Origin of the sequence: Peteryoungia algae, assembly GCF_030369675.1 — a bacterium.
Lineage (GTDB): Bacteria > Pseudomonadota > Alphaproteobacteria > Rhizobiales > Rhizobiaceae > Allorhizobium > Allorhizobium algae.
Genome location: NZ_CP128477.1, coordinates 4,282,445 through 4,295,381 on the forward strand (window position 1 = coordinate 4,282,445; position 12,937 = coordinate 4,295,381).

General features: G+C 62.4%; 10 protein-coding genes and 1 riboswitch. Of the genes, 9 read left to right on the forward strand and 1 reads right to left on the reverse strand.

The window, feature by feature from the left end; translation table 11 throughout:
* Nucleotides 1-12 precede the first annotated feature (12 nt).
* Nucleotides 13-215, forward strand: a riboswitch (cobalamin riboswitch).
* Nucleotides 216-314: 99 nt separating this feature from the next.
* The 6 genes from QTL56_RS20315 (at nt 315) to minE (ending at nt 5,443) form a co-directional block, all read left to right on the forward strand.
* Complete coding sequence (locus QTL56_RS20315) at nt 315-1,559, forward strand: aromatic ring-hydroxylating oxygenase subunit alpha (RefSeq protein WP_245135194.1); 1,245 nt, start codon at nt 315-317, stop codon at nt 1,557-1,559.
* Between the two features lies 1 nt (nt 1,560).
* Nucleotides 1,561-2,646, forward strand: a complete 1,086-nt coding sequence (locus QTL56_RS20320; RefSeq protein ID WP_245135195.1) for an FAD-binding oxidoreductase — start codon at nt 1,561-1,563, stop codon at nt 2,644-2,646.
* 276 nt (nt 2,647-2,922) lie between these two features.
* Nucleotides 2,923-3,381: a BA14K family protein gene (locus QTL56_RS20325; RefSeq protein WP_229572805.1), complete on the forward strand. Its 459-nt coding sequence runs from the start codon at nt 2,923-2,925 to the stop codon at nt 3,379-3,381.
* 189 nt (nt 3,382-3,570) lie between these two features.
* Nucleotides 3,571-4,341, forward strand: coding sequence for a septum site-determining protein MinC (gene minC, locus QTL56_RS20330; protein ID WP_229572804.1), 771 nt, complete (start codon nt 3,571-3,573; stop codon nt 4,339-4,341).
* 29 nt (nt 4,342-4,370) lie between these two features.
* A complete protein-coding gene (minD, locus tag QTL56_RS20335) occupies nt 4,371-5,186 on the forward strand; it encodes a septum site-determining protein MinD (protein WP_229572803.1) in 816 nt (271 codons plus the stop codon).
* Nucleotides 5,183-5,443, forward strand: a complete 261-nt coding sequence (minE, locus tag QTL56_RS20340; RefSeq protein WP_006726700.1) for a cell division topological specificity factor MinE — start codon at nt 5,183-5,185, stop codon at nt 5,441-5,443. Before minD ends, minE begins: the two co-directional genes overlap by 4 nt.
* Nucleotides 5,444-5,553: 110 nt before the next feature.
* Here the strand turns inward: minE and QTL56_RS20345 are convergent, their stop codons facing one another.
* Nucleotides 5,554-7,464 (reverse strand): PhoX family protein, encoded by a 1,911-nt coding sequence (locus QTL56_RS20345; protein ID WP_245135198.1) that lies wholly within the window; start codon nt 7,462-7,464, stop codon nt 5,554-5,556.
* 400 nt (nt 7,465-7,864) lie between these two features.
* Between QTL56_RS20345 and QTL56_RS20350 the strand changes: the two genes are divergently transcribed.
* From QTL56_RS20350 to mcpU, 3 genes are all read left to right on the forward strand, one after another.
* Nucleotides 7,865-9,643, forward strand: coding sequence for an acyl-CoA dehydrogenase family protein (locus QTL56_RS20350; RefSeq protein ID WP_245135513.1), 1,779 nt, complete (start codon nt 7,865-7,867; stop codon nt 9,641-9,643).
* A gap of 146 nt (nt 9,644-9,789) precedes the next feature.
* On the forward strand, nt 9,790-10,548 hold the full coding sequence (locus QTL56_RS20355; RefSeq protein WP_245135200.1) for a crotonase/enoyl-CoA hydratase family protein: 759 nt from the start codon (nt 9,790-9,792) through the stop codon (nt 10,546-10,548).
* Between the two features lie 185 nt (nt 10,549-10,733).
* Nucleotides 10,734-12,824, forward strand: coding sequence for a methyl-accepting chemotaxis protein McpU (gene mcpU / locus QTL56_RS20360; RefSeq protein WP_280640710.1), 2,091 nt, complete (start codon nt 10,734-10,736; stop codon nt 12,822-12,824).
* Nucleotides 12,825-12,937 lie beyond the last annotated feature (113 nt).

The following is a 12,937-nucleotide window of genomic DNA, read 5'->3' on the forward strand; positions in this document are numbered from 1 at the left end:
GCCGTGTGATTAGATGCAAGTCAAGCTCGAGGTGCTGCCCTGCTAGGGAGGGTGGGAAATCGGGAAGCCGGTCGAAATCCGGCGCTGCCCCCGCAACGGTGGTGGAGAATGCGTTATGGCAAAAGGCCACTGGGGGCGACCCTGGGAAGGCGCCGACGCGGTCCGCGAATGGACCACTCCTGAGCCCGGAAACCAGCCTTGGCAGATGGACATTTGAGGTTGCGGAGGGCGACCGGAGATAGCCATGCAGCGTCTTTTCAAGGCGGTGACGGGCTGTGCTCTCTTCTCCCCCGGGTTTTGCAAACGAGGACGACATGGACCTGCAGGCCAACATGCTGCGCCAGCTCAAGAATCGCCGCGAAGGCTTCTCGCTCGAGCAGCCCTTTTACATCGACCAGGACTACTTCAAGCTCGACATGGAGCAGATCTGGTATCGCGACTGGCTGTTCATTGGCCACGACTGCGAGATTCCCCGCGCCGGCAATTATTTCACCGCCCAGATCGGCGATTATCCTGTGGTCCTGGTCCGTGGCAAGGATCAGGTCATCCGCGCCTTCCACAACACCTGCCGCCATCGCGGCCACCGCGTCTGCACCTCCGATCGCGGTGCCTCTGCCAAGCTCGTCTGTCCCTATCACAACTGGACCTATGACCTCGACGGCTCGCTCGTCTTTGCCCGTCAGATGGGCGAAACCTTCGACAAGAGCGAATTTGGCCTCAAGCCGGTGCATTGCGAAAGTGTCGGGGGCTATATCTTCATTTGCCTCGCCAATGAGCCTGCCGATTTCGCGCCAGTCCGGGCCTCGATCGAGCCCTACATGAAGCCGCACCGGCTTTCCGAGGCCAAGGTCGCCCATCGCAGCACGATCATCGAAAAGGGCAACTGGAAGCTCGTCTGGGAAAACAACCGCGAATGCTACCATTGCGCCGGCAATCATCCGGAACTCTGCCGCACCTATCCGGAAGCCCCGACGGCGACCGGCGTGCAGGGCGCCGGTGACGATCCCGTGATCGCCGAGCACTGGCAGCGCTGCGAGGCTGCCGGGCTTCCGAGCGCCTTCAATATGGATCCGTCGGGCCAGTTCCGAACGGCCCGCATGCCCTTGATCCAGGATGCCGAGAGCTACACTCTGTCCGGCAAGCGCGCTGTCCGTCGGCCGCTGTCTGACGACGTTTCCACCTCGCATATCGGCACACTGCTGCTGTTCCACTATCCCTCGACCTGGAACCACATCCTCGTCGACCATGCGATCTCTTTCCGGGTGACGCCCCTGTCTGCCGAAGAAACTGCCGTCACCACCACATGGCTCGTGCACAAGGATGCGGTCGAAGGTGTGGACTACGACCTCAAGGAACTTACTCATGTCTGGGAAATGACGAACGATCAGGACCGGTCGATCGTCGAGGAAAATGCCTTTGGCATTCGCTCGCCCGCCTATGAACCTGGTCCCTATTCCGTCGAGCACGAGGGTGGCGTCATGCAATTCGTCGAGTGGTACACGACCTTCATGATCAACCGGCTCCAGGGCGACAAGGCCCGCCTGTCTGTGGTGGCATGAGATGAACATCGCCATCACCCAGTACCGCCACGTCGATGAGATGCGCCCCTGGTCCGACCGGGAGCATCTGCTGGAATGCGTCGCCGTCACACCTGAGGCCGCCGACGTGATGACCTTCACCTTCAGGCCCAGCAAGCCGGGCCTGTGGTTTCGCTATTTGCCCGGCCAGTTCGTCACACTCGAAATTCCGGTCGGCCCCGAGCCGGTCATGCGCACCTATACCCTCTCGTCCAGCCCGTCGCGACCCTATACGGTTGCCGTGACGGTCAAGGCGCAGAAGGAGAGTATCGGCACGCGCTGGATGTTCGACAATCTGCGGCCTGGCATGGCGCTGAAGGCATTCGGCCCGCTTGGCGACTTCTCCTACGCCAAGCACCCTGGCAAGAAATACCTCTTCGTTTCCGCCGGCTCCGGCGTGACGCCGATGATGTCGATGACGCGCGATCTGAGCGACCGGGCCCCCGACAGCGACATCACGTTCCTGAACTGCGCGCGTTCGCCCGACGACATCATCTTCCGCTGGGAGCTGGAAGCCAAGGCGCGCGACATGCCGAACTTCCAGCTCGGCTTCATCATCGAGCAGCTCGGCCGGGGTCAGCTCTGGTCGGGTCTGAAGGGTCGCATCGACAAGGCGAAGATCGCACTTCTCGCACCTGATTTCCTTGAGCGGACAGTCTTTTGCTGCGGCCCGGCACCCTTCATGGCGACCGTGCGCGAAGCGCTCGAAGGTGCTGGCTTCGACATGGAGCAATATCACGAGGAGGCTTTCCAGCCGGTCAAGGCGGAGCCTCTGGTTGTTGTCGCCGATTACACCGATGGAGAACAGGCGACGAAGGTCACCTTCGCCATGTCGGGCAGGGACGGTCTCTGCGCGCCCGGCCACACGGTTCTTCAGGCAGCCCGTGCCGCTGGCGTGCGCATCGGGGCGGCCTGCGAGTCCGGGCTGTGCGGCACCTGCAAGGTGATGAAGCTCTCGGGCGAGGTCGAAATGGACCATAATGGCGGCATCCTCGACGACGAGATTGACGAAGGCTACATTCTCGCCTGCTGTTCGCGACCGAAGAGCGACATCGAGATCGAGGCCTGAGCCGAAGGCGTGACTGCCTTGCAGCCATCGAGAAAGGGCGGTCGCCATTGGCACCGCCCTTTCGGCGTTTTGCCATTGGATGGAACAATATCCCGCTTGTGCCGTTGACGGAAACTTGCGCGCGAGAGTGGTCACGAAACCGTTACGCGCAGAGCGCGAGCATGAACGGCATGTTAATTTTGAGTTCAGGCTGGCTTTACTAACTTACGCTTCAAGGTCGAGGCTCGGGTGTCGCCCGCTCCTGACGACTGTGAGAAACATGCAGGGAGAACCACCATGATGACTGCATTGAAGACAACCGCCGTCGCCGCGCTCGCGTCAATCCTGGCCGTTACAAGCATGGTCCCGGCTCAGGCCCAGATCATCCGCCCGGTCGCGCCGATCGCAGCCGCAACCGATGCCACCAACGTGCAGTACCGCGAGCGCCGCTATGACCGCTATGATCGCTACGAGCGCGCCCGCTACTGGAACGGCCATCGCGGTTATCGCGAGCGCCGTGCAGGCTACCGCTACCGCAATGGCTATTGGTATCCACTCGCAGCATTTGCGGCCGGCGCCATCATCGGCGGTGCGATCGCCCAGCCGCGGGCGGTTCCGGTAGCGCCGCGCGCAGCCGGCTTGAATCCGCGCCACTACAGCTGGTGCCAGGCCCGCTATCGTTCCTACGACAGCCGTTCGAACACCTTCCAGCCGTATAACGGCCCCCGCCGCCAGTGCCTGTCGCCCTATTATTAAGCGGCAGAACTGACAGCGCCCGCTCTAGGCAGGACGCTGGAATGTGTTGATATCGAGCCGCCCCGGCCTTGGCTGCGGGCGGCTTTTTCATGTCTCCGATCCGCCTGTTTCCTAACGGCAAAATCCGCGCGTTAACCATTTGTTAACCAAATCGGCGGTACTTCTGTCATCAACGATTTGTTTACATAGATGACCAAAGTGCTAACCGAACCCCGCTCCATCCGCATCAAGGGAAGATCTTTCCTGGCCGTCGTCCTGACGCCGGATCCGCCGTTCGACGACTGGCTTGTCCGGCTCGACGATCTCGCGGCCCGGTCGGCCGGTTTCTTCCTCGGCCGTCCCGTGGTCCTCGATGTTTCCGACATCGAGATCGACCGCCCGCAGCTAAAGGCGCTGATCGCCGAACTTGGCGCCCGCAACGTCTCGATCATGGGCATCGAGGGTGGTCGCCCCTCGCTGGTCGAACCGGGTATGCCGCCGCAGTTGAAAGGCGGCAAACCAGCCGCGGATTACGAAGTGCCACGCGAGGAGGCGCCGCAAATTTCGGATGCGAAGCCTTCTCGTAAGGCGGAGAAGAAAACCGCCGAGCAGGCGCCGCCACAGGTGACGGTACAGCAGAGCCCGGTTTCGGCGCCGTCCATGATCGTGCGCGAAACCATCCGCTCCGGTCAGTCGGTGATCTACACCCAGGGCGATGTCACGGTGATCGGATCGGTCCAGTCGGGCGCCGAGGTGATTGCGGGCGGTTCCGTCCATATTTACGGCGCGTTGCGCGGCAGAGCGCTCGCCGGATGCGTTGGCAATGCCGACGCAAGGATCTTCTGTCGTAAGTTCGAATCCGAGCTGGTGGCGATCGATGGCGTCTACGCGATGACCGACGATATGAATCCAGAACTGAAGGGGCATCCAGTTCAGCTTTGGCTGGAAGGGGATGCCATCATGACAGAGAGAATGACGTGAACTTGAGCGGGGATAGACAGGAGAACCAAATGGGCAAGGTTATAGTCGTGACATCCGGCAAGGGCGGGGTTGGCAAGACCACCTCGACGGCCGCTCTCGGTGCAGCGCTCGCGCAGCGCAATGAAAAGGTTGTCGTCGTCGATTTTGACGTCGGTCTCCGCAATCTTGATCTGGTGATGGGCGCCGAACGTCGCGTCGTCTATGATCTGGTCAATGTCATCCAGGGCGACGCCAAGCTGCCCCAGGCGCTGATCCGCGACAAGCGGCTGGAAACGCTCTTCCTGTTGCCCGCCTCGCAGACCCGCGACAAGGATAACCTGACCGCCGAAGGCGTCGAGCAGGTCATCAACGAGCTCAAGAAATACTTCGACTGGATCATCTGCGACAGCCCAGCCGGCATCGAACGGGGTGCAACGCTTGCCATGCGCCACGCCGACATGGCCGTCGTCGTCACCAACCCCGAAGTCTCTTCGGTGCGTGATAGCGATCGCATCATCGGTCTGCTCGATTCCAAGACGCTGAAGGCCGAACGTGGCGAGCGCATGGAAAAGTTCCTCTTGCTCACACGCTACGATGCCGCCCGCGCCCAGCGCGGCGACATGCTGAAGGTCGACGACGTTCTGGAGATCCTGTCGATCCCGCTGCTCGGTATCATCCCGGAAAGCATGGACGTGCTTCGCGCCTCCAACATCGGCGCCCCGGTCACCCTGGCCGATGTCCGCAGCGCCCCGGCACTTGCCTATTTCGACGCCGCCCGCCGTCTGGCTGGCGAGACCGTTCCGATCACCATTCCTGGCGAGAAGCGTGGCCTCTTCGACAAGATCTTCGCGCGGAGGGCCGCATGAGCATTTTCTCCCTGTTCCGCAAGCAGCGTTCCGCCCCGATGGCGCGCGAGCGACTGCAGGTCCTCTTGGCCCATGAACGGGCCTCGCTCGAAAGCGATCTGGTCGCCATCCTGCGTGAGGAAATCCTGGCTGTGATCGCCAAGCATGTCGAATTCGACCGCGACAAGGTCCAGATCAAGATGGACCGCGACGAGGACGTCTCGATCCTCGAGATCGACGTCGAGATCCCGCGCAACGCCCAGCGCCTCGCCGCCTGATCCAAAACCACAACTGTCATGAGAAGGCCGCCGTCGGAGTTCCGATCGGCGGCCTTCTCATGTGGGCAAGACGGCAGGGCGGTCGTCCCGCCCTGCCTGGTCGTCCGACATCAGCCGATCAGCGCATTGCCGTCATGTTTGACCGCGACGATCGTCGAACGCGGCAGCTTGCCTTCGCCATCCGGGAACGGCGCGGAGGGGTGCTGGATGCCGACGAACATGGTGCGCTTGTCGGCAGACCAGGTCATGCCGGTCACTTCGCCGCCCTTCGGACCGGTGAGGAAGCGCTCGATGCGGCCCGTTGCCGGGTCGCCTGCCAGCATCTGGTTGTTGCCCTGGCCGACGAAGTCACCCTCGTTCGAATCTTCACCGTCCGTCTGGATCCAGAGCAGGCCGGTGCTGTCGAACATCATGCCGTCGGGCGAGTTGAACATGTTGCCGGAATTGATGTTGGACGAGCCGGCATAGGGGCCTTCCTTGTGCACGTCGGGATTGCCAGCCATGACGAACAGGTCCCACTTGAACTTGCCATCGGCGTGATCGTCGTTCTCGGGATACCAGCGCACGATCTGGCCGAACTCATTGCCTTCCCGCGGGTTGACGGCATTCAGCTCCATCACGTCGCCACCCGCATTCGTCCGCATCTTGCCGTCGTTGAGAACGGCGCGGTTCGAATTGTTGGTCAGCGCGCAATAGGCTTCGATGGCGACCGGGTTGACCGCGACCCATTCCGGACGGTCCATGGTCGTGGCACCGACCTTGGATGCGGCCTGGCGTGTGAAGACGCAGATCTCGTCCATCTTCATGCCGGTCGTCTCTTCCGTCAGCGCCAGCCATTCGCCGGTGCCTTCGTCGGAGAATTTGGCGACATGGAGCGTGCCCTCGTCGAGCAGCTTGGATGTGTCTCCGCCGGGCACGTAGATGCCATTGGAGACATATTTGTAGAGGAACTCACCCCGCTCGTCGTCGCCCATATAGACGACCACGCGACCGTCACGGGCAACAACCACGGCGGCGTTCTCATGCTTGATGCGGCCAAGTGCTGTGCGCTTGATTGGCGTCGAGGACGCATCCGACGGATCGATTTCGACGACGTAACCGGCGCGGCGTGGCTCGGCCGGGTTCTTCGAAACGTCGAAGCGCTCATCGAACTTCTCGTAACCGTAGCGGGTTTCCGCGACAATGCCGTACCGCTTGTAGTCATCCGGCATTGCGAAATCGGCATTGGTCGAGCCGAAGTAGCCGTTGAAGTTTTCTTCGCAGGTGAGATAGGTGCCCCAGGGCGTGCGGCCGGCGCCGCAATTGTTGAAGGTCCCGAGACAGTCGACACCGGCAGGATCGGCAGCCGTCTTGACCAGTTCCGAGCCGGCGGCCGGACCGGAGAGCTTCATCGGCGTGTTGTGGTGGATGCGGCGGTTGAACGGGCTGTCGACAACGATCTGCCAGCCGTCTGCAGCTTCGGTCACTTCCATGACGGTCACGCCCTGCAGGTTCTGCAGGATCTTCACGTCGTCCATCGACTGCGGCATGCCTTCCGGGGCGTGCGGCAGGTTGGTTTCGTTGTTGACATATTCATGGTTGACCGCGATCACCTGATGATTGCCGATCGCGAAGGCTTCCATGCCATCGGTGTTTTCACCGAAGACCTTGTCCGAATTTTCGAGCGAAACACCCTTCAACGGATCGATGTCGGAGGCGGTGGAAAACAGCGGCTGGCCCCACTTGGCCAGCGGCTTCCAGCTATAGCCCTCCGGAACATGCACGGTTGCGTCGGTCTGGGCGGCGATCGGCTTGAACGGGAAGCGGGAAGCGGCGTCCTGCGCGACGGCCGAGGTTGACGACATCAGATTGCCCACAGAGCCCATGGCGGCAGCGGCGGAGCCCATGGCGAGAATGCCGAGGAAGCCTCGGCGCGATACGGCACGCTCGACCACACGGTCGAAATCCGTCACGGCCGGCGGCGGGTTGTGAAGTTCGTCCCATTCGTCCCAGGATAGATGATTGGTGTTGGTCTCGGTCATCGCGAAGCCTCCTTTGGGTTGAAGTCGACCTTCGGACTAGCCAGCAGGGGTAACAGTGATGTGACGATGTCGGGGACAGGCAGCGGTTCGGGGAACCTGCATCTTCGCTGTCGCTGGAAAATGTCGGGTCTCGGGTGATGTAAGTCCTTGTTCCCGCTCAGCTTGCTCCGCCCGCGATGGACGTGTCAGCCGGCGCCGCTTTGTCGCGCTCGAACACGTTTGTTCAGACCGTCGCCGGTGCCTTCGCTTCCCTGCTTCGAACCGTGGACGAGACCTCCTGCCGCATGCAAAAGATTTGACGTTTACGTAAAAATCAATTAGCCAGAATGGAGAATGTGCCGCGCTTCCTGGGTGGAGACTGGGCGTGGCCGAGAGCATACGCCAGTTGGAGGAGAACGTCATGTACCAGGCGCCCGTAGAAGAAATCGCCTTCACCCTGAAGCACGTCGCCGGTCTGACCAAGGCCATCGAAGATGGCAAGCTGGGGGAATTGAGCGACGACCTCGTTGATGCCATCCTCTCCGAAGCCGGCCGTTTTGCCAGTGATGAAGTCGCGCCGCTCGCTGAGATCGGTGACAGGCAGGGCGCGCGCATGGTCGACGGCAAGGTCATCGTGCCCGATGGTTGGGACAACCTCTACCGCGCCTGGGCCGAAGGCGGCTGGAACTCTCTGACGGCCTCGGAAGATTTCGGCGGGCAGGGGCTTCCGCATATGCTGAACGTCGCCGCGCTCGAAATGTGGAATTCCGGCTCCATGGGCTTTGCGCTCGGACCGACGCTGACCATGGGTGCCGTCGATGCTGTCACAGCCCACGGCTCCGAGGACTTGAAGGCGAAGTACCTGCCGAAGATGGTTTCCGGCGAATGGACGGGCACGATGAATCTTACCGAGCCCCATGCAGGCTCGGACCTCGGCGTCATGAAGTCGCGCGCCGAGCGCCGCGATGATGGCACCTACCGCATCTTCGGCCAGAAGATCTTCATCACCTGGGGCGAGCACGAGATCACCGAGAACATCATCCATTTGGTTCTCGCCCGCCTTCCCGACGCGCCATCAGGCACCCGCGGTATCTCGCTCTTCCTCGTGCCAAAATATCTCGTCAACGACGACGGCTCGATCGGTGCCCGCAACGACCTGCATTGTCATTCGCTGGAGCACAAGCTTGGCATCCACGGCTCGCCGACCTGCACCATGATCTATGGTGACGGGAAGTTCGGTGACGAGCCGGGCGCCATCGGTTACCTCATCGGTGAGGAGAACAAGGGCCTCGCCTGCATGTTCACCATGATGAACAATGCCCGCCTCGCCGTCGGCATGCAGGGCGTCGCCATCTGCGAAGCCGCCACCCAGAAGGCCGTGCAATACGCGAGGGACCGCACGCAGGGGAAAGCCCCGGGTTGGACCGGATCAGGCATGTCGCCGATCATTGATCACCCGGATGTCGCCCGCATGCTGGTGACCATGAAGGCGCTGACGCAGGGCTCGCGCGCCATCTGCTACGTTTGCGCCCATGCCACCGACATGAGCCACCACGCGGAAGGCGATGAGGCCCGCCATTGGGCCGAGCGCGCTGCCTTGCTGACCCCGATCGCCAAGAGCTTTGCCACCGACGCCGGCGTCGATGTCGCCTCGCTCGGCATCCAGACTCATGGCGGCATGGGCTTCATCGAAGAAACGGGCGCTGCCCGCTTCTGGCGCGACAGCCGCATCGCCCCGATCTACGAAGGCACCAACGGCATCCAGGCCGCCGACCTCGTCACGCGCAAGCTGCCGCTTTCGAACGGCAACCATGTTCGCGGTTTCGTCACCGAACTGAAGCAGGTGGTGAATGCAGTGCGTGCCTCCAATCTCGAAGGCTTCGGCGAAACCGCCACCCGCCTTGACGCGAGCCTCGCCGATCTCGAGGACACCACCGAGTGGCTGCTCTCGCAGCTGGCCAGCGGCAACACTTCGGCGGTGCTCGCCGGTGCCACACCCTACCAGCGCCTCTTCGGCCTGGCGCTTACCGGCATCTATCTCGCCAAGGGCGCTCTCGCAGACGAAGACCATGGCCGCGACAACCGCCTGGCCCTCTGCCGCTTCGCCGCCGAGAACCTGATCGCCGAGACGGCTGCACTCAAGGACCGTGTCGTCAATGGTGCGGCAAGCCTGGAAGCGGCTCGACTGATGTTTGCATAAGATGCGGGCCGCGCGTCCTCTTCTCCCCAGCGGGGAATAGGTGGCCGAAGACCGGATGAGGGGATGGCAAATCCTTGCGAGAACCCCTCATCGCCTCGCAATCGCTCGGCATGTCTCTCCGCTGGGGAGAAAAGAAGGAGAACCCCTTGACCGATCACATCCAGATTTCCCGCCCGGAAGCCCATCCCGGCGTCCTCGTCCTGCGCTTCAACCGTCCGGACAAGAAGAATGCCATCACGCAAGCCATGTATCAGAAGCTGACGGCAGGCCTGCTGGAAGGCGAAGAGGATGACACCATCCGCGCCATGGTTTTCCTCGGCACCGAAGGCTGCTTCTCCGCCGGCAACGACATGGCCGATTTCCTGGGCTTCGCCATGGCCGGTGCCGTCGGCGAACCGGCCGCTTTCGGCCTTCTCAAGGCTCTGACCGAGGTCACCAAACCGCTGGTCTCGGGTGTGGATGGCCTGGCGATCGGCATCGGCACGACGCTCAACATGCATTGCGATCTGACTGTGGCCTCTGACCGCAGCCTGTTCAAGACGCCCTTTGTCGACCTTGCCTTGGTCCCCGAAGCCGCCTCCAGTCTCATCGCACCGCGCGTCATGGGCCACCAGCGTGCCTTCGCAATGCTCGCCGCCAGCGAAGGCTTCTCCGCCGAACAGGCTCGTGAGGCCGGTCTCATCTGGAAGGTGGTTGCTCCCGATCAGGTCGAGACCGAAACATTGAAGCTCGCATCCTCGCTTGCCTCCAAGCCGCCGGCCGCGATGAAGATCGCCCGCGCCCTGGTCAAGGGGAGCCCGGACGAGGTGCGAACCCGCATGCAGGAAGAGCTCGTCCACTTCGTCGCCCAGCTGAAAAGCACGGAAGCCCGCGCCGCCTTCGAAGCGTTCATGAAGGGGCGATGAGGCAACGCCGACGCCGGAGGGGATATCTGCTTTTCGGCGTTCGCTTAAGTACCCATTAAATCCTGCTTGTTACATTCGAGGAAGCGGCACATCCACCGCTTCCTCACCATGACGGTGCCGTGATCCCCAAATGCCGTTGACGTTGCCGCGCTGAACCGACGCGCGGTGCTTTGCAGGACCTTATCGTGAAGACCAGCTCCAACCTGATGACCACGATCCTGGTGGTTGCCTCCCTCGTGGTGGTTGCCGCCCTTTCCGGTTTCTCATTCTACATCGACAGTCTCCAGCGCGACGCAACGAGTGCTGCCGTCAAGAGCGAGATCGACAGCTCCGGTCTCCAGGCCTCGCAGAGCATCGCCAATTGGCTCGGCGCACGCGTGATGCTGACCGAGCTTGCCGGCAATGCCGCCGCCAAGGCGCCCGATGCGTCGGGCATCATTGCAGCCTTTGACAATCCCGTTCTGATCCGCGAATTCATGACGACCTATGTCGGCGACGAGCAGGGCGTCTTCACCAGCGTGCCGAACCAGTCGCTGCCGGACGGTTACGATCCGCGCAAGCGCCCCTGGTACCAGGACGCCGTCAAGGCCGACAAGATGGTCCTGACCGACCCCTATGCCGATGCCTCGACCGGCAATCTGATCATCAGTGCGGCCATTCCGGTCAAGAAGGACGGCAAGCTCTTCGGTGTCGCCGCATCCGATTTCTCGCTGACCTCGCTCGTCTCCATGGTCAATTCCATCGACATGGGTGGCATGGGCTCGGCCTTCCTCGTCAAGCAGGATGGCACGATCCTCGTTCACCGCGACGGCAACCTCGTCACCAAGACGCTGAAGGATGCCTTCCCGACAAACACGCCGGCTATAGGTTCCGGCATCACTGAGACGGCTGTCGCTGACGCGAATGTTCTCGTCTCCTTCCTGCCGATCAAGGGCCTGCCGCGCGACGATTGGTATCTTGGCGTCCAGATCGACCGCGATCTGGCCTTCGCCGCGGTCGGCGAGTTCCGCACGGCCGCTGCAGTGGCCACGTTCATCGGCGTCGTCGCCATGATCGGCGTGCTGGCCATGCTGCTGTCGCGCCTCGTCGTCCGTCCGGTGGTCGACATGACCGGCGTCATGGGCAAGCTCGCCGGTGGTGACGTCTCGGCCGAGATCCCCGGCACGGCGCGCCGGGACGAGATCGGACAGATGGCCGCCGCCGTCGCCGTCTTCCGTGACAACATCATCGAGCGTGGCCGTCTGGCGCGTGAGGCGGATGAAAACCGCACCATGACCGAACAGGAGCGCCGCGAGCGCGAAGCCGCCAAGATGCGTGAGGCCGAGCAGGTTTCCTTTGCCGTGCATTCGCTGGCCGAGGGACTGGGCGGTCTTGCCAATGGTGACCTCGTTTCGCGTATCGAAACGCCCTTCGCCGGAGACCTCGATCGTCTGCGCGTCGACTTCAATGCCTCCGTCGAAAAGCTGCATGATGCACTCGCGACCGTCGGCCGCAACGCACGCGCCATCGACAGCGGCGCCACCGAGATCCGCTCTTCCGCCGACAATCTCGCCCGCCGCACTGAACAGCAGGCAGCCTCGGTCGAAGAAACGGCGGCGGCCCTCGAGGAAATCACCACCACCGTCAAGGACAGCGCACGCCGCGCCGAAGAAGTCGGCCAACTGGTGAGCCGCGCCCGTGCGGGTGCGGAAAAGTCCGGCGAGATCGTCGACAAGGCCGTCGATGCCATGCAGGGCATCGAGAAGTCCTCGGGCGAGATCTCCAACATCATCGGTGTGATCGACGAAATCGCCTTCCAGACCAACCTGCTCGCCCTCAACGCCGGTGTCGAAGCCGCGCGTGCCGGTGACGCCGGCAAGGGTTTTGCGGTCGTCGCCCAGGAAGTCCGCGAACTTGCCCAGCGTTCGGCGACTGCCGCCAAGGAGATCAAGGCCCTGATCAGCGCCTCGGGCGATCAGGTCAAGCACGGCGTCGACCTCGTCAACGAAACCGGCAAGGCGCTCGACGTCATCGTCCGCGAAGTCCAGGAGATCAACGGCCACGTGAATGCCATCGTGACGGCCTCGCGTGAACAGTCGACCGGTCTTCAGGAGATCAACACCGCGGTCAACACAATGGACCAGGGCACGCAGCAGAACGCCGCCATGGTCGAGGAGCAGACGGCGGCAAGCCACGGCCTGGCCCAGGAAGCAGCAGCCCTCACGGCACTGCTCAACCAGTTCCGCATCGACGACCGCGCTTCGGGCATAGCCTCCGGCCATCGCCGCGCGGCCTGATCGAAGCACCTGTCGTGACAGCATCGAAACGGCGCCCCTGTGGCGCCGTTTCCCTTTTCCGGGTTCAGGATTGGTTCAGCCTGCATTCAGTCTTTGCCGCTAAAGTCTGCAAC